Origin of the sequence: Streptomyces sp. CA-179760 (genome assembly GCF_050937045.1) — a bacterium.
In the GTDB taxonomy this organism is placed as follows: Bacteria; Actinomycetota; Actinomycetes; order Streptomycetales; family Streptomycetaceae; genus Streptomyces.
In genome coordinates this window covers 6,729,663-6,749,756 of record NZ_JBNJLZ010000001.1, presented here as the reverse complement: position 1 = coordinate 6,749,756, position 20,094 = coordinate 6,729,663, and the positions used below count along the sequence as shown (strand labels likewise).

Here is a 20,094-nt window from a genome sequence, read left to right as displayed (position 1 = left end):
AGCGTGAAAGACCGAGCGATGCCCGCACCAGCCACCGGTTCAGCCCCTACGCCCGTCAACCCGCGGTCCCGCGTCCTCGTCGCCAGCCTCATGGGCACGACGATCGAGTTCTACGACTTCTACATCTACGCGACCGCCGCGGTGCTCGTCTTCCCCCAGCTCTTCTTCCCGAGCAGCGACCCGACCACCGCGCTGCTGTCGTCCTTCGCGGTCTTCGGCGCCGCGATGGTCGCCCGCCCCATCGGCGCCGTCGTCTTCGGGCACCTCGGTGACCGGCTCGGCCGCAAGAAGACCCTCGTCGTCTCGCTGCTGACCATGGGCATCGCCACGTTCCTCATCGGCGTCCTGCCCACCTACGCCCAGGCCGGCTGGGTGGCCACCGCGCTGCTCGTGCTGATGCGGCTCGCGCAGGGCTTCGCGCTCGGCGGCGAGTGGAGCGGCGCCGCCCTGGTCGCGACCGAGAACGCCCCCAGCGGCAAGCGCGCCCTGTACGGCACCTTCCCGCAGCTGGGCGCCCCGCTCGGCTTCATCATCGGCAACGGTCTGTTCCTGGTCATCGGCGCGCTGCTGCCGTCCACGGCCGGCGCCGACCCCTCACAGCCCTCCGAGGCCTTTGTCAGCTGGGGCTGGCGCGTCCCGTTCCTGTTCTCCGCCGTGATGGTCGCGATCGGCCTGTGGGTGCGCTCCCGGCTCGTCGAGTCGGCGGTCTTCGCCAAGACCCGCGAGTCCGGCGGGGTGCGGCGGCTGCCGCTCGTCACCGTGGTGCGCGGCCACGGGAAGCAGCTGGTCCTGGGCACCTTCATCATGCTGGCGACCTACGTGCTCTTCTACCTGATGACCACGTTCTCGCTCAGCTACGGGCGCGCGGCGAAGGATGCCGCCGTGCCCGGACTGGGGTACGACTACACCACGTTCGTGCTCATGATGATCTTCGGTGTGCTGTTCTTCGCCGCGTTCACCCTGATCTCGGGTCCGCTCGCGGACCGGTACGGGCGGCGCACCACCCTGATCTGGATCACCGCCGCGATCATGGTCTTCGGACTGGTCTGGGTGCCGCTGATCGAGCTGGGCACCCTCGGCGTGGTGCTGTGGCTCGTCCTCGGCTTCACGCTGATGGGCATGACGTTCGGACCGATGGGCGCGCTCCTGCCCGAGCTCTTCCCGACCAGCGTCCGCTACACCGGCTCCGGCATCTCGTACAACGTCAGCTCGATCCTCGGGGCGGCGGTCGCCCCGTTCATCGCCGTGGCGCTGTGGGAGGCCGGGGACGGCTCGCCGTGGCTGGTCGGCGTCTACCTCTCGGCGATGGCGGTGCTGACGTTGATCGCGCTCCTGCTCGGCAAGGAGACCAAGCACCTCTCCCTCGACGACCGCGAGGCCGTCTCCGCCGACGACGCGACCCGCGCCCCCGCCACCTCCCCCACCTCCTGAAACCGACCGGCGTTCACCACCGCCGGGCCGCGAGCCTCCTCGCGCCCGGCGTACCGCCGCCGTCGCGGGGCATAACAACAACCCCCACACCAAGGGAACTTCAGCCCCACCCGCACCAGAGGGAGCCCCCATGCTGCGCGGCATCGACGTGAGCGCCTACCAGTCCTCCTCCTACGGCACCGACGGCCTCTCCTTCGTCTTCGTCAAGGCGACCGAGGGACGGTCCTACGTCAACCCCAAACTGGCCGCCCAGACGAAGCGGGCGCGTGACGCCGGGCTGGTCGTCGGCTTCTACCACTTCCTGTGGCCCGGCAACCTCACCGCCCAGGCCGAGTACTTCGTCGGCAGGGCCCCGGACCGCGCGGGCGACATCCTCGCCGTCGACTGGGAGACGACCAGCAACGGAACGCACGCGAGCAACGCGGAGAAGGACCTGTTCATCCGCAAGCTGAAGGACCTGCGGCCGAACAACCAGGTGGTGCTCTACTGCAACCGGAACTTCTGGCTCACGGTCGACAAGACCTCCTATGCGGGCGACGGCCTGTGGATCGCCGACTACGTCTCCGCGGGCAAGCCCCGCATCAAGGCCAAGTGGCGCTTCCACCAGTACACCGACAGCCCGTTGGACAAGAACGTCGCCGACTTCGAGAGCAAGGCCGCGCTGCGGAGATGGGCCGAGGACGCCTGACCTATCCGCTGAACGCGGGGGTGCGCTCCGGGGATGCCTCCGCCAGGGCTTTCGTGACGGCCTCGACGCCGGCGCGGAGGCCGTAGACCGGGGTGGCGGGCTGCTGGCGCCAGGAGTCGTCGATGCCGCCCGCGTCCACCGTGTCGAAGCCGAGGGCGTCGATGAGGTCCCGTACCTTGCGCTTGGCCGGCTCGTCGTCGCCGGCCACCGGAAGGGCCATGCGGTCGGGGTCGCCGGACGGGAGCGGGCGTTCCAGGATGTCCTGGGCGTAGGTGCCGTTGAAGGCCTTGACGACCGCGTGGCCGATCTGGCGTTCCGTCCAGCGGCTCTCGGTGAGGCCGTCGTCCTCGATCCCGGCGATCCTGCCGTCCCGCTCCCGGGGGTAGTAGTTGCCGGTGTCGATGACCGCGACACCGTCCGCCGCCTTGTCGAGGAGACCGGAGGGCAGGTCCGGGACTGCCTTCAACGGGATGGTGATCACCACGATCTCGGCGCCCTGTGGCGCCTCCTCGACCGTCACGGGCGTCGCGCCGGTCTCTTCCGCGAGGGCCGAAAGCGTCTGCGGGCCACGAGAGTTGGCGACGGACACGTCATGGCCGAGGGCGGTGAGCCGCCGGGTCAGGTTGCCGCCGATGTTGCCCGCTCCGATGATGCCGATCTTCATGTCGTCGCCTCGCCCCTCGGGAGATGAACAGCGCCTCGTGCAGTGCTGGTGACCACGGTCAACCTCCGGGGCGGGTGGGCTATTCCGACTTCGGGGCGGGCGCGAAGGGGTCCTCCAACTCCCCTCGCAGCACCTCCGCCGCCCCCTCCGCGTCCCCGTCCGCAACCGCCCGGACGAGCGCTTCGTGGGCGTCGTCACCGGTGTTCGGGTCGTGGCCGCGCAGGCCGGTCAGGGCCAGGAGCTCGATCAGGCCCTCGCGCAGGACGGGGGTGAACTCGGTGAACAGGTCGGCCAGCACCGGGTTGCGGGCGGCGGCGATCACGGTGGCGTGGAAGGCGATGTCCGCGTCGACGAAGGCCGCGTCGTCGGCGGTGGCGGCGGCGCGGCGGCCCTCCAGCGCCGCCCGCAGCGCCGCGATGTCGTCGTCGGTGCGGCGGCGCGCGGCGAGCCGGGCCGCGTGGACCTCCACCGCCATACGGACCTCGTAGACGTCGGTCACGGCGGCCCGGCGCAGTCGCGTGGGCCAGTCCTCGAGCGGCTCGGTCGCGAGGACGAAGACGCCGGCGCCCTGGCGAGGCCGCACCAGTCCGGCACCCGCCAGGGCGCGCAGCGCCTCGCGGACGGTGGAGCGGCCGACGCCCAGTTCCTTCGCCAGGGTCGTCTCGCCGGGCAGCTTGGTGCCGACGGGCCAGTGGCCGCCGGTGATCTGCTCGCGCAGCCGGGCGGCGGCCTGCTCGACCAGGGGGCTGGGGCGGACGGCGCCGAGCGGCATGGGCTTCACCAACTTGTCTGAGGAGTGGAAGGATTCTACCGAGGTTTCACTTGTCTGAGGAGCTGAGGAGTGGCTAGCGTACGGCGTATGACGTTCCGCGGTCTCCTTCTTCTCGGCTGCCGCGGCGGGGCCTGACGCGACCGGCACCCCGCCGCGGGGCGCCGTGCTGCCGGTCACCGTTCGACCGAGCCGAAGGCCACAGCCGACGATGACCACCACCCCTGCCCCCCTCTGGAACCCCCAGCGCCCGGGCCCCATGCCCTTCCACCGCTACCGCCCCTTCCAGGACCGTGTGCACGTCCCTGACGCCACCACCCGCGACTGGCCCGCCGCCCGTGTAGAGCGCGCTCCCCTCTGGGTCCCCGTCGACCTGCGTGACGGCAATCAGGCCCTCGCCGAGCCGATGGACACGTCCCGCAAGCGCCGCTTCTTCGATCTGCTGACCGGCATGGGCTTCAAGGAGATCGAGGTCGGCTACCCCTCGGCCAGCCGCGCCGACTTCGACTTCGTACGGCACCTGGCGACCGGCGACGCCGTCCCGGACGACGTCACGCCGGTGGTGTTCACCCCGGCCCGCCGGGCCCTGATCGACCGCACCTTCGAGGCGATCGAGGGGATGCCGAGGGCGGTCGTCCATCTGTACATCGCGACCTCGCCGGTGTGGCGGGACGTCGTCCTGGGACGGGACCGGGCGGAGGTGTGGCGGACCGTGCGGGAGGCCGCCGAGCACCTGGCCCGCCGGGCGGACCGGGCCTCGTACGTCCGCTTCCAGTTCTCGCCGGAGACCTTCAACCTGACCGAGCCCGACTTCGTCCTGGAACTGTGCGACGGGCTGACCGAGCTGTGGGACGCGAGCCCGGACCGGCCGGTGACCCACAACCTCCCGGCGACCGTGGAGATCGCGACGCCGAACGTCTACGCCGACCAGATCGAGTACGTGCACCGCCATCTCTCCCGGCGCGACAGCGTGATCCTCTCCGTGCACCCGCACAACGACCGCGGCACCGGCGTCGCCTGCGCAGAACTGGCCGTCCTGGCCGGTGCCCAGCGCGTCGAGGGCTGTCTGTTCGGCAACGGGGAGCGCACCGGCAACGTCGACCTGGTGACCCTCGCCTTGAACCTGTACGCCCAAGGCGTCGACCCGATGATCGACTTCCGGGACATCGACACGGTCAGGGAGACGGTCGAGCACTGCAACCGGCTGCCCGTGCACCCGCGCCATCCGTACGCCGGGGACCTCGTCCACACCGCCTTCTCGGGCACCCACCAGGACGCGATCAGCAAGGGCCTGGCGAGGCACGCCGAGCGGGCGCGGGAGCTGGGCGTCCCGGAGCGGCAGGCGCCCTGGTCGGTGCCGTACCTGCCGGTCGACCCGGCCGATGTGGGCCGCTCCTACGAGGCGGTGATCCGCGTGAACTCGCAGTCGGGCAAGGGCGGCACGGCCTATCTGCTGCGCGCCCGCCACGGCGTCGACCTCCCCGCGCGCATGCGGCCGGACTTCTCCCGGACCGTGCAGGAGGCGACGGACGACAGCGGCCGGGAGATGGCGGCGAAGGAGCTGTACGAGCTGTTCCGGTCGACGTACGTCGTGGAGGACGGGGAGGTGGCGCTGGAGGCCTGGTCCGTGCGTCCGGACGAGACCGGTGGCGGCCATCGCTTCGTGTGCACGCTGCGGACCGGCGAGCGCACCGGCGACTACGAGGGCACCGGCGGCGGCCCGGTCTCCGCGTTCGTCGACGCGCTGGCCGGCGCGGGAGTCGACGTGGAGGTGCTCGACTTCCACGAGCAGGCCGGTGAGGGCGGTGCGAACGCCTTCGCCGAGTGCCGGGTCGGCGGTACGACGTGCTGGGGCGCGGGCCAGGACTCCTCGGTCCTGGCCGCGTCCGTCCGGGCAGTGCTGTCCGCGGTGAACAGGGCGCTGCGGTGACGGCGGTCGTCCTGCGCGCTGAGGACGCCCATGTCGTACGCGACGGCCGGCCGATCCTCCAGAAGGTGTTTCTCACGGTCCGGGCCGGTGAGCACTGGGCGCTGCTCGGGGCCAACGGCGCGGGCAAGTCCACCCTGCTCGGCCTGCTCGGCGCGCGCGTCCATCCCACCCGGGGCACCGTGGAGGTGCTGGGCCACCGGCTGGGCCGGGTCGATCTGCGGGAACTGCGCGCGCACGTCGGGCATGTCGACCCGCGGCATCCGCTCGGCTCGCCGCTGCGGGTACGGGACGTGGTGCTGACGGGTCTGACCAACTCCGTGGAGCCCCTGCCCCGGTGGCGTCCGACGTCTGAGCAGGAGGAGCGGGCGGAGCGGCTGATCCGGACGCTGGGGCTGGCGGAGCGCCGTGAGGCGCGCTGGCCCGCCCTCTCCCAGGGGCAGCGCGGCCGGACCCTGATCGCCCGGGCCCTCATGCCCGAGCCCCGGCTGCTGCTTCTGGACGAACCCGCCACCGGCCTCGACCTGCCCGGCCGGGAGCGGCTGATCGGGGCGCTGGAGGAGCTGCGCCGGGACCATCCGCGGCTGGCGACGGTCCTGGTCACCCACCATCTGGAGGAGCTTCCGCCGCACACCACACACGCCCTGCTGCTGCGCGAGGGCCGTCCGCTGGCCGACGGCCCGGTGGCCGAGGTGCTGACCGCCGACCGGCTCGGCACGTGCTTCGGCCTGCCGCTGGCCCTGGAACGGCGGGACGGCCGCTGGAGCGTGCGCACGGCGCGCCGGGCATGACGAGGGGCCCGGTCCGACCGAGGTCGGGCCGGGCCCCTTCGTCCAGGAGGCGGAGCGCCTCCAGCCTCCTGAGCGGGCGGCTGCCCGTGCAGGCGACTACTTGTTCAGGTAGGCCCAGAACTCGTCGAAGCTCAGCTTCTTGTCGCCGTCGAGGTCGCGGGTCTTGATGACGACCTCGGCGACCGACTCGGTGACGTTCCAGTCGCCCGACCGGGCCAGGGCGGTCTTGAACTCGGCAGCGGTGATGAATCCGTCGCCGTCCGTATCGATCCGCTCGAACTGCTTGCGTGCTTCCTCGATGTCCGCCACCGATCCGCCTTTACTCTCGTGCTCTCGTGTTCCGCGTCGTACTGACGCAGGTCAGATTAACTGGCCGTGCGTGCCTCCAGCGCGGCGACCACCCACGCGAACTCCTCGTCGTAGGTCGGCTGGGGGCCGAGGCCGTTGACGACGGCCTGGAGTTGGCGGTAGCGGGCGACCCGTGCGTTGGAGGCGGCCGTGAGGCGTTCGAGCACGGCGGCCCGGTCGGTGTCGCCGAGCAGGTCCCGCAGGACGTCGCCGGCCTCCGGTGCCTCGGGGGCGATGCCGCGCTGCCGCGCCCCGGCGGCGAGCTGTACGAGCCGGCTCATGAACCACAGGGACGAACCGGCCGGTACGTCCGGCCCCCGGTCGGCCGCGTTGAACTCGATCAGCTGCCGCATCTGCGCGCGGAAGCCGGGGTCCTGGATGAGCTCGGCGAGCTCCACCCAGGCGTCCACCTGCTCGGGCGTGGGGTCCTCGGGCAGTTCGGCGGCCGCGAAACGCAGCCTGCCGCGAATGTCCGGGTCGGCGGTGTCGATCCCCTCGAAGATCTCCGCCATGAAGTCCTCGACGATCCGCCGTCGTTCGGCCGCCGAGAGCCGTGCCAGTCTGTTCATGAGTGTCGTCTCCTCCGCGCTGGAACCCCGCTTCGCCACCGTCGACAGCACCGCACGGGTCACCTTGAGCGACCGGATCTGCGCGTCCAGCGCGACCACGTGCGCGGCGGCGACCCGCGCGACCGTCGTCTCACCGGCCAGGACCCGGCGGACGTCCGCCAGGCCGAGGCCGAGTTCGCGCAGGGTGCGGATCAGCTCCAGGCGTGCCACGGAAGCGGCGTCGTAGAGCCGGTAGCCGCCCGCGGACCGGGCCACCGGGGGCAGGGCGCCCTCGTCGGACCAGTACCGGATGGTGCGCACGGTCAGTCCGGTGACCCGGGCCAGTTCGCCGATGGTGAGCAGTCCGGTGCCGTCTTCGGTCATGTCCGCGAGTCTGGGCCCTCCAGTGGGTGGAGACTCAACCAGGAGGCCGGCTACCGGCCCGTGGGCTCAAAGGTGCCGCTCAGTGCCAGGGCTGGAAGTGCGGGTTGCTCTCGCACCTGCTCATGATCTCCGTCTTGGTCTTCTTGTCGACCGGGCAGACGCCGACGATGTACTGCCGGGCGATGCCGCCGGGGAAGGCGACCTCAACCTGGTCGGCCCACTTGTGGGTGTCGCCGATGGTCTTGTTGACGTCGATGCCGCCGGGGGCGTCGACGTAGTAGTTGAAAGCGGACTTCCACTGCTTGAACAGGTCGTGGTCGTACGTGGTCGACACATACGGGGACGGCTGGTTGACCAGGACGTACTTCTCGAGGTCGTACTGGCCGGTGATGACGTCCTTGGGGTGGAAGCCCTCCTCGAAGATGACGGACGGGCCGCGGCCGTCGGCGCGGTAGAGGGTGCCGCAGCCGGTGCGCCAGGACGGCTCGGGGGTGATGCGGTCGATGTCGGCACGGCGGTCGGCCGCGGCCTTGATCTTGTCCGTGAACTGGACGGGGCAGGCGGCCGGCGCGGGGGCGGCGGCGACCGTGGCGGTCGTCGGGGCAGGCGCGGCGGCCGTGGTCGTGAGGACGGCCGCGAGGGAGAAGGCGGCGGCAGCGATCCGCCGCCGCAGGGTCATGGTGGTCACGAGGGCACGATGGCGGGTCCGCGGCGCGGGACCTTGGACCCTCACTCGATCAGGGCGTGTCAACTTCCCTTGAGTGGACGGCAGATGGGACTCACCGGAAGATGCCCGTGTGTCCGAGGGAGTAGCGGCCGGGCTGCGGGTAGACCGCGAGGCCGTGCGGGCCGCTGCCGACGGGGATACGGGCGAGCTGGGCGCCGGTGCGGGTGTCGATGGCGTAGACCTCGGAGTCGTAGCGGCCGGAGAGCCACAGGACCTTGCCGTCGGCGGAGACGCCGCCCATGTCGGGGCTGCCGCCGTCGGGCAGGTCCCACTTCTTGGTGAGCTTGTTCCGGGTGAAGTCGAAGACGGAGACGGTGCCTTCGCCGCGGTTGGAGACGTACATCTCGCGGGAGTCGCGGCTGACGTAGAGGCCGTGGCAGCCCTTGCCGGTGGGCAGCAGGGTGGGCTCGGTGAACGTGTCGCCGTCCAGGACCCACATGCCGTGGGCCATCATGTCGGCGATGTAGAACCTCCTGCCGTCCGGCGAGACCTTCACGTCCTGCGGCATGGCGCCCTCGAACGGCAGCCGCTGCTGCCCGACGACCTCCATCTTCTCGGTGTCGACCTTGAGCAGCTCGCCGCTGAACTCGCAGGAGACGATGAAGTAGCGGCCGTCGAGGGAGAAGTCGGCGTGGTTGACGCCGTAGCAGGAGACCGGGACCGTCTTCTTGATCTCCATGGTGTGCGGGTCGCGGAAGACCAGCTCGCGGTCGAGGGAGGCCATCACGACGGCGTACTTGCCGTTGGGCGTGAAGTAGAGGTTGTAGGGGTCGTGGACCTCGACCTCCTTGCCCGCCTTGCCGGTCTTCGGGTCGATCGGGGTGAGGGTGTGGCCGCGGTTGTTGTTGACCCAGAGCGTCTTCAGGTCCCAGGAGGGCACGACGTGCTGAGGCTGCCGGCCCACGGGGATCGTCTCGATGATCTCGTACGTCTTCGGGTCGATGACGGAGACGGTGTCGGACTCGGTGTTGGGGACGTAGACCCGGGACGGGAAGCCCTTGACCACGGGCGACAGCTTGTTGGGGCGGTCGGCCGCGTACACGTCCTTCGGGTCGAGGACGGGCGGCATGCCCGGCAGGCCCTGGACGGTCTTCTTCTCGGGCGGGGCGGGCACGGCGGCCTTGGTGGGGCGTGTCCCGGAGGTCCGCTCCTCGTCCTGGGTGCCGCAGGCGGCGAGGACGGCGAGGGCGGCGCCCGCGACGAGGGTGCTCTTGAGGAAGTGGCGGTGCATTGGACCATTTAAGGGGCGCTTCACGGTGAAATCGGTGATTCGCCCGATCGACGTCCAGGTGAGTCGTCGCAGGTCACACCCCCGGTCGAGCCCCAGCCGCCGCCGGCAGGCCGTAAGCGGCCGTCAGCGGTCGACGACCCTCATCTCGAACCACGTCGTCTTCCCCCGGGGCAGCAGATCGACCCCCCAGCGGTCGGCGAGCTTGTCGACGAGGAAGAGGCCCCGGCCGCTGACGTCCATCTCCTGGACCGGCATCAGGCAGGGCAGCCCCCGGGAGGGGTCGCGGACCTCGACGCGGATCCAGCCGCGGCGCCGGTGCAGACGCAGCCCGAAGACTCGGGCACCGGTGTGGCGTACGGCGTTGCCGACCAGTTCGGAGACGAGCAGGACCGCCTCCTCGGTGATCTTGGGGGTGAGTCCCCAGTGACGCAGGACCACGACCTGGGTGAGCCGTCTGGCGGTGGCCGCGGACTCGGGGCGGGACGGCAGTGGAACCTCTGCCTCCGTCGGGTTGCCGTACAACTCCAGCGCCTTCAGCGCGTGTTCGTCCTCGACGGTCGGCGACCAGCGCGCCGCGGCCGCATGTGCGTGTCCCCGCGGCTGTTCCATACCCTCCAGCCCCGCCATGCCCCCATCATGGCCGTCCGGGGCGTCCGACGGGGCCGTTCCCGGGGAATGGACCCCCCGGAACGGGCCCGGAACCGGCAGTCGGTCAGCATATGCCAAAGGCACTTCGGAGCCTTCATCGGCCCGTATGACCTGCGAATACGGCCTGTTTCGAGGCAAGCGGCGAAGTTCACCGGCCTGACACGCTTAAGGCTGCCTTAAGGCCGGCATAAACCGCCCCATCGAGGGACCCGGATCAGACGCCGTGTCAATTGCAAGCCCCTGGAGGGGTGTTCAGAGGAACTTCGCCTTGCCCGGCCCCTCCTCCACGAAGCTGCGCATGCCGCGCTCGCGGTCCTCGGTGGCGAACAGGCCCGCGAACCAGTTGCGTTCGATGGTCAGGCCCGTCTCGATGTCCGTCTCCAGGCCGGCGTCGATCGTCTCCTTGGCGGCACGCAGCGCGAGCGCCGGGCCCTGTGCCAGCTTGGCGGCCCAGGCGTGCGCCTGCGTGTACACCTCGTCGGCGGGCACGACCCGGTCCACCAGACCGATCTCCCGTGCCTCGTCCGCCTTCACCATCCGGCCGGTGAAGATCAGGTCCTTGGCTTTGGAGGGGCCGACCAGGCGGGCCAGGCGCTGGGTGCCGCCCGCGCCGGGGATCAGGCCGAGCAGGATCTCGGGCTGGCCGAGCTTGGCGTTCTCACCGGCGATGCGGTAGTCCGCGCACAGCGCGAGTTCGCAGCCGCCGCCGAGCGCGTAGCCCGTCACGGCCGCGACGACAGGCTTGGGGATACGGGCCACCGCCGTGAAGGAGTCCTGCAGGGCGCGGGCGCGCAGGACCATCGCGGCGTGGTCCATCGCCTGCATCTCCTTGATGTCCGCGCCGGCCGCGAACACCTTCTCGCCGCCGTAGACCACCACGGCCCGCACGTCGTCGCGGCGCGTGGCCTCCTCGGCGAGTTCCTTCAGCCGGTCCTGCGTGGCGATGTCCAGCGCGTTCATGGGCGGTCGGTCGAGACGCAGCGTGCCGACACCTTCAGCGACTTCCAGAGAGACGGTCATAGGGAGCAGGTTAACGGCGACTAACGCCGAGGGCCCCGGTGCGGTCCGTCACACCGGGGCCCTCGTCGTCAGCTCATGAGCTCATGGCCGGCTCGGAGCTACTTCTTCCACTTCTCCCACGACATGTTCCAGCCGTTGAGCCCGTTGTCCGGGTCGACGGTCCGGTCCTCGGAGTTCTTGACGACCACCACGTCGCCGATCATCGAGTGGTTGAAGAACCATGCGGCCGGCACCTTCTTGTCCCAGCCGCCGCGCACGTCGCGCAGGCCGATGCAGCCGTGGCTGGCGTTGTACTCGCCGAAGGCGCCGCCCGCCCAGTAGTTGCCGTGCAGGAAGGTTCCGGAGGTGGTGAGGCGGATGGCGTGCGGGACGTCCTTGATGTCGTACTCGCCGCCGTAGCCGACGGTCTCGCCGTTCATCCGGGTCACGGGGAGCATCTCGCTCACGACCATCTGGCCGTTCCAGGTCTCCATGCCGGGCTTGCCTGTGGTGACCGGGATGGTCTTGAACAGCTTGCCGTCGCGCATGACCTTCATCGTGAGCTTCTTGGCGTCCACGACGGAGACCTGGTTGCGGCCGATGGTGAAGTCGACCGTCTTGTCCTGCTCGCCGTAGACGCCGGAGCGTCCCTCGACGCCGTCGAGGTTGAGGTCGACGGTCACCTTGGTGCCGGTCTTCCAGTACTTCTCGGGGCGGAAGTCGAGACGGTCGTTGCCGAACCAGTGGCCCTCTACGTCCACGGCCGGTTCCGTCTTGATGCGGATGGCCTTCTCGACGTCCTCCGGGTTGGTGATGCCCCGGTCGAAGCGGATGGAGAACGGCATCCCGACGCCGACCTTCGAGCCGTCCTCGGGAGTGAAGGTGCCGGTGAAGGTGTTCTTGGGCGTCAGCGTGGTGAAGCCGGCGTCCTCGGCGGCCGTGCGGCCCTCGGAGTCCTTCGCGACCGCGTGGACCGTGTACTTGGTGGCGGCGGCCAGATGGCCGGCCGGCGTCCAGGTGGCGCCGTCGCCGGATATCTCACCGTCGACCTTCTTGCCCTTGGCGTCCTTGACCTCGACCTCGGTCAGCTTGCCCTTGGCGGCCGTGACCTTCAGCTTCCCGCTGGTGTCGACGGACTTGGCGCCGTCCTTGGGGGTGATGCTCACCACGGCCTCGGACTGCTTGCTCTGCGCGGTGTCCGAGCCCTTGCCGGTGCCGTCGCCCCCGCCGGCACCGGCTCCGCTCTCCCCGCCGCCACACGCCGTGACGGCGAGGAGCAGCCCGCCGAGTATCAGTGCGAGCAGTCCGTGCCTGCCCCCAACCGACGCCCCCGATATCGGTCGCCCGTTCAAGTCGTACTCCCCTCCCCGGGCCTGGTCAGGCCCACAACCCCTGCGCGTCCCCCGCGCCCCGGCGCATAGTAACCACAAGGCGCCGGGCACCGGCGGCCCGCGATTGTCACTGTTCCGTCCCAACGGAACACGGGGTCGATCCGTCCCCTGTCGGACTACTTCACCGCACTGCCCGCTTTCCATGCGTTCCAGGTCATGTTCCAGCCTCCGAGGCCATTGTCGGGAGAGACCTCTTTGTCCTTGCTGTTGACGACCTCGACGACGTCCCCGATCAGGCTGCGGTCGAAGAACCATCCGGCGGGGGTGGCCGAACCGCCGCCCTTCACATCGCGCAGTCCGACGCAGCCGTGACTGACGTTGCTCCGCCCGAAGACGGAGTGGTCCGCCCAGTAGTTGCCGTGCAGGAAGGTGCCGGAGTCGGTCAGGCGCATGGCGTGCGGGACGTCCGGGATGTCGTACTCGCCTTTGCCGTCGCGCTTCTTGAAGCCGACCGTGGCGCCGTTCATCCGGGTGACGTCGAGCATCTCGGTCACCACCATCTTCCCGTTGTACGTGGTCGTCTCGGGGGCGCCGGCCGTGACCGGCACGGTGGCGAGGGTCTCGCCGTCGCGCCGGACCTCCATGGTGTGCCGGGCGGCGTCCACCACGGAGACCTGGCCGCGGCCGACGGTGAAGGAGAACGACTTGTGCTGCAGGCCGTAGACCCCGGGCGCGCCCTCGACGTCGCGCAGGCGCAGGTCGACGGTGACCTGGGTGCCGGGTTTCCAGTAGTCCTCGGGGCGGAAGTCGAGGCGGCTCCGGCCGAACCAGTGCGGGCGGATCTCGACGGCCGGGCGGGAGGTGACCCGCACCGCGCGTTCGACGACGGCGCGGTCGGCGATCTCCCGGTTGAACTCCAGGGAGACGATCATGCCGGTGCCGACCGTGGCGCGGTTCTCCGGGGCGACGTAGCCGATGAAGCGTTCCTCGGGGACGTACGTCGTGAAGGTGGTGTGCCGGGCCGAGCGGTGGCCGTCGCCGTCCACGGCCACCGCGTCGACCGTGTACTCGGCGGCGAGCGCCAGCCGCTTCTCGTGGGGCTCCCAGGTCAGGCCGTCGGCCGAGACCCTCCCGGGCACCGGGGACTCCTGCGCGTCCTGGGACCTGGTGACCTTCACCGACTCCAGCCTGCCGTCGGGCACGCGCACCCGCAGCGTCCTTCCGGGGCGCACGCCCCTGCTGCCGTCGTCGGGCGAGACCTTGATGACGTCCTCGGGCGCCGGGGGCGCGCCGAACGCCCCGGCGATCCCGCCCGCGTCGTCCGAGGTACAGCCCGTGGCCCCGGCCAGCAGCCCTGCCCATGTCACTACGGCGGCCAGCGCGGCCCTCGCGCGCCGCGCGCGCCCTTGTACGTGCCTCACGGGGTACCCAACGACCGGCCGCGTCCCCGGGAAACGACCATGCCCGCCCCGGGGAAACGTGAGTGCGACCCACGCTCTGGGCAGAACAGTGGGGAGAACGACGCGCAGGGGAGCCGCGGCCCGGGCCGCAGTACAGGTCCGCACCCCTGAGTCCCCCGTCGTTCCACGAGCCGCGGGAGGCTGACAGGTGTCCAGCGCAGCCGAGCAGGAGGCGGTGGCCGGCCATCAGGCCACCGGGAACGGGCGCCAGGCCGCCGCCGCGAACGGCGTACGGCGGCCCACGCCGCCGCCCATGGTGCCCGCCTGGCCGGGCTCGGCGACGCCGCTGGGCGCCCGGTTCCGGGTCGGCCCGGACGGGGTGGCGGGGACCAACTTCGCGTTGTGGGCGGGCGGGGCGGAGGGGGTCGAGCTGTGCCTCTTCGACGAGTCCGGCAAGGAGTCGCGGGCCCGGCTGACCGAGCTGACCCACGAGATCTGGCACGGCTTCGTCCCCGGCGTGCTGCCCGGACAGCGCTACGGCTACCGGGTGCACGGCCGCTGGGACCCGTGGACGGGCGCCCGCTGGAATCCGGCGAAGCTGCTGCTCGACCCGTACGCGCGGGCGGTGGACGGGGACTTCGGACTGCCGCCGGAGGTCTACGGGCACGTCCGCGACTGGCCGCAGCAGCATGTGGCCGACACCGTGCGCGACGACCGGGACTCGGCGCCGTACGTCCCCAAGGGCGTCGTCGTCCACGATGACGACGACTGGGCCGACGACCGGCGCCCGAAGACCCCGTGGGCGGACTCGGTGATCTACGAGCTGCACGTCATGGGCTTCACCCGGCTGCACCCGGGCATCCCCGAGGAACTGCGCGGCACCTACGCCGGGCTCGCGCACCCGGCCGCGATCGAGCACCTGGTGAAGCTGGGCGTGACGGCGGTGGAGCTGCTGCCGGTGCACCAGTTCGCGCACGAGGACCATCTGCTGCGCAGAGGCCTCGGGAACTACTGGGGCTACAACTCCATCGGCTACTTCGCCCCGCACGCGGCCTACGCGGCCTCCGGGACGAGGGGCGAGCAGGTCGGCGAGTTCAAGCGCATGGTGCGCGCCCTGCACGCGGCCGGGATCGAGGTCATCCTCGACGTGGTCTACAACCACACGGCGGAGGCGGGCGAACTGGGCCCGACGCTGTCCCTGAAGGGCATCGACAACCGCGGCTACTACCGGCTCCAGGACGACCCCCGCCGCTACGCCGATTACACCGGCTGCGGCAACACCCTGCACGTGGTCCAGCCGCAGGTGCTGCGCCTGATCACGGACTCGCTGCGGTACTGGGTGACGGAGATGGGCGTGGACGGCTTCCGCTTCGACCTGGCGGCGGCACTGGCCCGCTCGATGCACGACGTCGACATGCTCTCCCCGTTCCTGGCGGTCATCGCCCAGGACCCGGTGCTGCGCCGGGTGAAGCTGATCGCCGAGCCGTGGGACGTGGGGTCGGGCGGGTACCAGGTGGGGGCGTTCCCGCCCCTGTGGACGGAGTGGAACGACCGGTACCGCGACGCCGTGCGGGACTTCTGGCGGCACGCACTGCCGGACGTACGGGAGATGGGCTACCGCCTGTCGGGCTCCAGCGATCTGTACGCCTGGGGCGGGCGCCGACCGTACGCGTCCGTCAACTTCGTCACCGCGCACGACGGTTTCACCCTGCGCGACCTGGTGTCGTACGAGCGCAAGCACAACGAGGCCAACGGCGAGGGCAATCGCGACGGCACGAACGACAACCGGGCCTGGAACTGCGGCGCCGAGGGCGAGACGGACGACGAGGGGATCAGGGCGCTGCGGCGCCGGCAGCTGCGGAACCTGCTGACCACGCTGCTGCTGTCCACCGGTGTGCCGATGCTGGTGGCGGGCGACGAACTGGGCCGCACCCAGCGCGGCAACAACAACGCGTACTGCCAGGACAACGAGATCAGCTGGGTGGACTGGGGGCTGCTGGAGGACCCCGGGTGGCACGCCCTGTTCGAGCTGACCTCGCGGCTGATCGAGCTGCGCCACCGCCACCCGGTGCTCAGGCGCCGGGCGTTCTTCTCGGGCCGGGCCCAGACCGCGGACGGGCTGCGCGACCTGGCCTGGTTCACGTCCCGGGGCACCGAGATGACGGAGCAGGACTGGTACGCGCCCGCCGCCACGCTGGGGATGTACCTGTCCGGCCGGGACATCCCGGGCCGGGACGAGCGCGGGGCGCAGATCCTCGACGACAGTTTCCTCGCCGTGCTGCACGCGGGCGAGGCGCCGGTGCGTTTCGAACTGCCGGGGCCGCCCTGGGCGGAGCGGTACGAGGTCGTCGTCGACACGAGCCTGGAGGAGCAGGGGGAGGCGCCTGGCGTGGAGTACCGGGCGGGGACGGAGATCACGATGCCGGCGCGGGCGGTGCTGCTGCTGCGGGTAGCGGGCTGAGGCATCGTTTCGCCGGAAGCCTCCTAGCCCAGGATGCCTCGCTCGTAGGCCGTGGCCACCGCCGCCGCGCGGTCCTTCACGCCCAACTTCGCGTAGAGATGCGTGAGGTGCGTCTTGACCGTGGCCTCGCTGATGAAGAGTTCACGGGCGATCTCGCGGTTGGAGGTGCCCTTGGCGACGAGGGCCAGGACCTCGCGCTCGCGGGCGGAGAGGGTGTCGTTGCCGGAAGCCCGGGGAGCGCGGACCGCCGAGACCAGTCGGGAGGCCACGGCCGGGGAGAGGACGGTCCGGCCTTCCGCCGCCGCGCGGACCGCCGCGAACAGTTCGTCCCTCGGAGCGTCCTTCAGGAGGTAGCCCGTCGCGCCCGCCTCGATCGCGGGGAGGGTGTCGGAGTCGGTGTCGTAGGTGGTCAGGACGAGGACCTCGGCGCGGGCGCCGGTGCGCGTCAGGTCGCGGATGGCGTCCACGCCCCCGCCGCCCGGCATGCGCAGGTCCATCAGGATCACGTCCGGGTCCAGGGCGGCGGCGAGCGAGACCGCCTCGACGCCGTTCGACGCCTCCCCGAGGACGTGGAAGCCCGGCGCGGACTCGAACATGCCGCGCAGGCCGTCCCGTACGACGGGGTGGTCGTCGACGATGAGCAGGGTGATCGCGGCGGCGTCAGTCATGGCGGACCAACGGTACGCGAGCGGAGACCGCCGTACCGTGGCCCGGCTCCGACTCGACGGTGAGGGACCCGGCGACGCGTTCGGCACGGGCGCGCATGCCGTCCAGGCCGAAGCCGCCGGCGCGTGTGCGTTCGGGGACGGCGAGCGGGTCGAAGCCGCGGCCGTCGTCGCGGATGTCGAGGATGACCTCGTCGCCGAGGAAGGACAGGGTGACACCGACCCGGCCGGCGGCGGCGTGCCGCATGGTGTTGGAGAGGGCCTCCTGAACGATCCGCAGGAGCGTGGCGGCGATCTCCTCGTGGAGTTGCTCGTCGGTGCCGGTGACCGTGAACTCGGCGCGCACTCCCGTCCGTTCGCCCCATTCGGTGACCGTCTTCTTCAGGGCTTCCGGCAGTCCGGAGTCGGCCAGCGCCACGGGGGCGAGGTTGTGCACGGAGCGGCGGGCCTCGCCGAGGCTGTGCCGGGCCAGGTCCGAGGCGCGTTCGAGGTGGGTGCGGGCCACGGCCAGGTCGGGGGCGTTGGCCACGACCTGGAGCTGGGCGATGATGCCGGTCAGCCCCTGGGCGATGGTGTCGTGGATCTCCGCGGCCAGCCGCCGACGCTCGTCGGCGACTCCCGCCTCCCGGGCCTGCACCAGGAGCTGGGCGTGCAGGGCGGCGTTCTCGTCGAGGGCCTGCTGCAGGGCCGCGTTGGTGCGCTCCAGTTCGGAGATGGTCGCGGTCTGGATGCGGCTGCGTTCCTCCTCCCGCACGGCCAGCTGGCCGAACACGATCAACAGCGCGATGTGGATGCAGACCAGCCCGCCGAACACCGCCCAGTTCAGCGGCCCGTGCAGGGGCATGCCACCGGACTGCGACCCCGCGATGGTCACCGCGGTCGCCAGCAGCCCGAGTTTGAGCGGGCGCCCACGCAGCAGCCGGTCGGGGCCGACGAACCCGGCGGCGGCGTAGAAGGCGAAGAACGGGTTCAACCAGCTGAGCGCGAATCCCAGCGCCCAGCGCACGAAGTAGTAGCAGGCACCCGGCACCGACGGAGCCAGAGGCCGTCCGCGGGACCAGCGCCCCCACCACAGCTGGAGGACCACCGCGGCGCCGACCAGGGCGACGGCGGTGTACCGCTCCGCCGTGGTCATGCCGACCGCGTCGACCGTGGCCGCGGAGAGCACGGTGCCCGCCGCGAGCATCCCGTACGGCCCCCAGCGGAAGTACGCCGCCCACCGCTGCTCCACGCCCGCCACGTCCGTCATGCCCACAGTGTCGGCCACGGACCCGTCCCCTCCCCGGGCGCCGGTCATTCCCAGCGGAACCAGCGCGCGGCCGACGCCGAGAGCACCGCCGTCCAGGCGGCGAGAACGGCCAGGTGGCCCCAGCCCGGCCAGTCGCCCGCGGCGGCCTGGTCCAGGGCCCGGGCGGCGGCGCCGAACGGGGTGCACCGGACGATGCGGCCCAGCAGGTCCGGCATGGCCTGCACGGGCAACCACACCCCGGCGCAGAACATCATCGGGAAGAACACGGCGGTCCCGATCGCGGTCGCGATCTTCGTCGTGCGGGCCCGGGCCGAGATCACCGCGCCCAGCGAGATGGCGGCGAGCACGGCGAGGAGCAACGCGAGCAGGTACCCGACGGGCTGTTCGGGCAGCGTCACGTCGTAGGCGAGCCGTCCGACGACGAGCGTGAGCAGCGCGGAGGCCAGGGCCGCCGCTCCGTTCACCAGCATCTGTGCGGCCAGCAGGGCCGAGGGCCGGACGGGAGTGGTGGAGAGCCGGCGCAGGATGCCGTTCTCGCGGTAGCCGGTGAGGGTCGGCGGCATCGCCTGCACCCCGGCCATGAGGAGGGCGACCAGCACGCACACGGGCACGTACACGTCGACGATCCGCAGTCCGCCGAGCCCGTCCTGCGCCTCGCGGAACGACGGCACGGAACCGAGGACGCCCAGCAGCAGGGGCGGGAACAGCAGGATCCAGAAGAGGCTGCCCGGCTCGCGTCTGAAGAGCCGGAACTCGCTCCGCAGAACAGCGGGGTTGATCAGTGCGGTGCTCATGCCGAGGCCTCCGTGAGGTCCAGGAACGCGTCGTCCAGTGTGGCGTCGGTGACGCGGAGTTGATGGGCGGTGATGTGCCGGCGGGCGAGCAGCGACAGCACGGCGTTGACCGTGTCGTCCGTGCCGGACAGCGTGATCCGGCCGTCCTTGTTCTCGACGGCGACCAGGGCGGGGAGCGTGTTCAGCTCCTGGTCGTCCAGGGGCGTGGACGGGGTGAAGCTGATGACGGTGGCGCCCGCCGAGCGGCGGATCAGTCCGGACGGGGTGTCCAGGGCGGCGACCCGGCCCTTGTCGATCACGGCGATCCGGTCGCAGAGCCGCTGCGCCTCCTCCATGAAGTGGGTGACGAGCAGGACCGTGACGCCTCCCGCCCGGACCTCCTCGATGAGCTGCCAGGTGTCGCGGCGGGCGCGCGGGTCGAGGCCGGTGGTGAGCTCGTCCAGGACGACGATCCGGGGGTCGCCGATCAGGGCGAGCGCGATGAACAGGCGCTGTTTCTGGCCACCTGACAGCTTGGCGAAGCGGGTGGTCAGCTTCTCCTCCAGGCCGAGGCGTTCGGCCAGCGGGCGCCAGTCGACGGGGCGCGGATAGAACGCGGCGTACAGCTCCAGTGCCTCACGGACGGTGAGTTTGGGCTGGAGCCGGCTCTCCTGGAGCTGGGCGCCCAGGACCTGGGCGACCCGCTCGTGGTCGGCGACCGGGTCGAGGCCGGTGACGCGGACGCGGCCGGAGTCGGGAGCGCGCAGCCCCTCCACGCACTCGACGGTGGTGGTCTTGCCGGCGCCGTTCGGGCCGAGGACGCCGAAGATCTCGCCCTCCTCGACGGCGAAGGAGACGCCGTCCACGGCCGGGCGGCCGGCGTAGGCCTTGCGCAGGTCGGTGACTTCGATGACGGACATGGACCGAGGGTCCCGGTGCGGCGGGTCCGCGCGCATCGCCCGACGCGCTCGAACGGCTATCAGCCGATCGGCTGATGCCCGCCGTACGACCCCCCGAACGCGCAGGTCGTAGGACCAAGGACCGACCCGGGCTCGGCGAA

19 protein-coding genes are annotated in these 20,094 nt (G+C 71.2%); 5 read left to right on the top strand and 14 right to left on the bottom strand.

The window, feature by feature from the left end; genetic code table 11:
- Positions 1-18: 18 nt before the first annotated feature.
- The gene (locus ACQEV8_RS30850) at positions 19-1,431 is read left to right on the top strand and encodes an MFS transporter (protein WP_432966729.1); all 1,413 of its coding nucleotides are present in this window, start codon (positions 19-21) and stop codon (positions 1,429-1,431) included.
- Between the two features lie 130 nt (positions 1,432-1,561).
- The gene (locus ACQEV8_RS30845) at positions 1,562-2,119 is read left to right on the top strand and encodes a glycoside hydrolase family 25 protein (RefSeq protein ID WP_432966727.1); all 558 of its coding nucleotides are present in this window, start codon (positions 1,562-1,564) and stop codon (positions 2,117-2,119) included.
- 1 nt (position 2,120) lies between these two features.
- Here ACQEV8_RS30845 and ACQEV8_RS30840 read toward each other — a convergent pair whose 3' ends face one another.
- On the bottom strand, positions 2,121-2,783 hold the full coding sequence (locus tag ACQEV8_RS30840; RefSeq protein ID WP_432966725.1) for an NADPH-dependent F420 reductase: 663 nt from the start codon (positions 2,781-2,783) through the stop codon (positions 2,121-2,123).
- A gap of 79 nt (positions 2,784-2,862) precedes the next feature.
- The gene (locus ACQEV8_RS30835; RefSeq protein WP_432966723.1) at positions 2,863-3,555 is read right to left on the bottom strand and encodes a FadR/GntR family transcriptional regulator; all 693 of its coding nucleotides are present in this window, start codon (positions 3,553-3,555) and stop codon (positions 2,863-2,865) included.
- 208 nt (positions 3,556-3,763) lie between these two features.
- Here ACQEV8_RS30835 and ACQEV8_RS30830 point away from each other — a divergent pair, with 208 nt between their 5' ends.
- Both ACQEV8_RS30830 and ACQEV8_RS30825 read left to right on the top strand, forming a co-directional pair.
- Entirely contained in the window at positions 3,764-5,482 is a 1,719-nt protein-coding gene (locus ACQEV8_RS30830) for a 2-isopropylmalate synthase (RefSeq protein WP_432966721.1), read from the top strand.
- Complete coding sequence (locus ACQEV8_RS30825; protein WP_432966719.1) at positions 5,479-6,270, top strand: ABC transporter ATP-binding protein; 792 nt, start codon at positions 5,479-5,481, stop codon at positions 6,268-6,270. Before ACQEV8_RS30830 ends, ACQEV8_RS30825 begins: the two co-directional genes overlap by 4 nt.
- Positions 6,271-6,366: 96 nt before the next feature.
- On the opposite strand, the gene ACQEV8_RS30820 is transcribed toward ACQEV8_RS30825, so the two are convergent.
- From ACQEV8_RS30820 to ACQEV8_RS30785, 8 genes are all read right to left on the bottom strand, one after another.
- Positions 6,367-6,579 (bottom strand): EF-hand domain-containing protein, encoded by a 213-nt coding sequence (locus ACQEV8_RS30820; protein WP_020271014.1) that lies wholly within the window; start codon positions 6,577-6,579, stop codon positions 6,367-6,369.
- 56 nt (positions 6,580-6,635) lie between these two features.
- Entirely contained in the window at positions 6,636-7,550 is a 915-nt protein-coding gene (locus ACQEV8_RS30815) for a MerR family transcriptional regulator (RefSeq protein WP_432966717.1), read from the bottom strand.
- A gap of 79 nt (positions 7,551-7,629) precedes the next feature.
- Positions 7,630-8,238 carry an ADP-ribosyltransferase gene (locus ACQEV8_RS30810; protein ID WP_432966715.1) on the bottom strand — a complete coding sequence of 203 codons (609 nt, stop codon included), beginning with the start codon at positions 8,236-8,238 and terminating at the stop codon, positions 7,630-7,632.
- 91 nt (positions 8,239-8,329) lie between these two features.
- Entirely contained in the window at positions 8,330-9,508 is a 1,179-nt protein-coding gene (locus ACQEV8_RS30805) for a YncE family protein (RefSeq protein ID WP_432966713.1), read from the bottom strand.
- Positions 9,509-9,631: 123 nt separating this feature from the next.
- Complete coding sequence (locus ACQEV8_RS30800; RefSeq protein WP_432966711.1) at positions 9,632-10,240, bottom strand: ATP-binding protein; 609 nt, start codon at positions 10,238-10,240, stop codon at positions 9,632-9,634.
- 168 nt (positions 10,241-10,408) lie between these two features.
- On the bottom strand, positions 10,409-11,176 hold the full coding sequence (locus ACQEV8_RS30795) for an enoyl-CoA hydratase/isomerase family protein (protein ID WP_432966709.1): 768 nt from the start codon (positions 11,174-11,176) through the stop codon (positions 10,409-10,411).
- Positions 11,177-11,274: 98 nt separating this feature from the next.
- Positions 11,275-12,507, bottom strand: a complete 1,233-nt coding sequence (locus ACQEV8_RS30790; protein WP_432966707.1) for a L,D-transpeptidase — start codon at positions 12,505-12,507, stop codon at positions 11,275-11,277.
- 155 nt (positions 12,508-12,662) lie between these two features.
- On the bottom strand, positions 12,663-13,907 hold the full coding sequence (locus ACQEV8_RS30785; RefSeq protein ID WP_432966705.1) for an Ig-like domain-containing protein: 1,245 nt from the start codon (positions 13,905-13,907) through the stop codon (positions 12,663-12,665).
- A 187-nt stretch (positions 13,908-14,094) separates the two neighbouring features.
- On the opposite strand from ACQEV8_RS30785, the gene glgX reads away from it, so the two are divergent.
- Positions 14,095-16,347, top strand: coding sequence for a glycogen debranching protein GlgX (gene glgX / locus ACQEV8_RS30780; protein WP_432966703.1), 2,253 nt, complete (start codon positions 14,095-14,097; stop codon positions 16,345-16,347).
- A 23-nt stretch (positions 16,348-16,370) separates the two neighbouring features.
- Here the strand turns inward: glgX and ACQEV8_RS30775 are convergent, their stop codons facing one another.
- From ACQEV8_RS30775 to ACQEV8_RS30760, 4 genes are read right to left on the bottom strand one after another with little or no spacing between them, the layout of a single operon-like run.
- Positions 16,371-17,015, bottom strand: coding sequence for a response regulator (locus ACQEV8_RS30775; RefSeq protein ID WP_432966701.1), 645 nt, complete (start codon positions 17,013-17,015; stop codon positions 16,371-16,373).
- On the bottom strand, positions 17,008-18,261 hold the full coding sequence (locus ACQEV8_RS30770) for a sensor histidine kinase (RefSeq protein ID WP_432973122.1): 1,254 nt from the start codon (positions 18,259-18,261) through the stop codon (positions 17,008-17,010). Before ACQEV8_RS30770 ends, ACQEV8_RS30775 begins: the two co-directional genes overlap by 8 nt.
- 44 nt (positions 18,262-18,305) lie before the next feature.
- The gene (locus ACQEV8_RS30765) at positions 18,306-19,055 is read right to left on the bottom strand and encodes an ABC transporter permease (protein WP_432966699.1); all 750 of its coding nucleotides are present in this window, start codon (positions 19,053-19,055) and stop codon (positions 18,306-18,308) included.
- Entirely contained in the window at positions 19,052-19,954 is a 903-nt protein-coding gene (locus ACQEV8_RS30760; RefSeq protein ID WP_432966697.1) for an ATP-binding cassette domain-containing protein, read from the bottom strand. The genes ACQEV8_RS30765 and ACQEV8_RS30760 overlap by 4 nt, the downstream gene beginning before the upstream one ends.
- Positions 19,955-20,094 lie beyond the last annotated feature (140 nt).

Coding starts and splice junctions, on each gene's coding strand:
- ACQEV8_RS30850 (WP_432966729.1), top strand. CDS start 19: ATGCCCGCACCAGCCACCGGTTCAGCCCCTACGCCCGTCAACCCGCGG.
- ACQEV8_RS30845 (WP_432966727.1), top strand. CDS start 1,562: ATGCTGCGCGGCATCGACGTGAGCGCCTACCAGTCCTCCTCCTACGGC.
- ACQEV8_RS30840 (WP_432966725.1), bottom strand. CDS start 2,783: ATGAAGATCGGCATCATCGGAGCGGGCAACATCGGCGGCAACCTGACC.
- ACQEV8_RS30835 (WP_432966723.1), bottom strand. CDS start 3,555: ATGCCGCTCGGCGCCGTCCGCCCCAGCCCCCTGGTCGAGCAGGCCGCC.
- ACQEV8_RS30830 (WP_432966721.1), top strand. CDS start 3,764: ATGACCACCACCCCTGCCCCCCTCTGGAACCCCCAGCGCCCGGGCCCC.
- ACQEV8_RS30815 (WP_432966717.1), bottom strand. CDS start 7,550: ATGACCGAAGACGGCACCGGACTGCTCACCATCGGCGAACTGGCCCGG.
- ACQEV8_RS30805 (WP_432966713.1), bottom strand. CDS start 9,508: ATGCACCGCCACTTCCTCAAGAGCACCCTCGTCGCGGGCGCCGCCCTC.
- ACQEV8_RS30795 (WP_432966709.1), bottom strand. CDS start 11,176: ATGACCGTCTCTCTGGAAGTCGCTGAAGGTGTCGGCACGCTGCGTCTC.
- ACQEV8_RS30775 (WP_432966701.1), bottom strand. CDS start 17,015: ATGACTGACGCCGCCGCGATCACCCTGCTCATCGTCGACGACCACCCC.
- ACQEV8_RS30770 (WP_432973122.1), bottom strand. CDS start 18,261: ATGACGGACGTGGCGGGCGTGGAGCAGCGGTGGGCGGCGTACTTCCGC.
- ACQEV8_RS30765 (WP_432966699.1), bottom strand. CDS start 19,055: ATGAGCACCGCACTGATCAACCCCGCTGTTCTGCGGAGCGAGTTCCGG.
- ACQEV8_RS30760 (WP_432966697.1), bottom strand. CDS start 19,954: ATGTCCGTCATCGAAGTCACCGACCTGCGCAAGGCCTACGCCGGCCGC.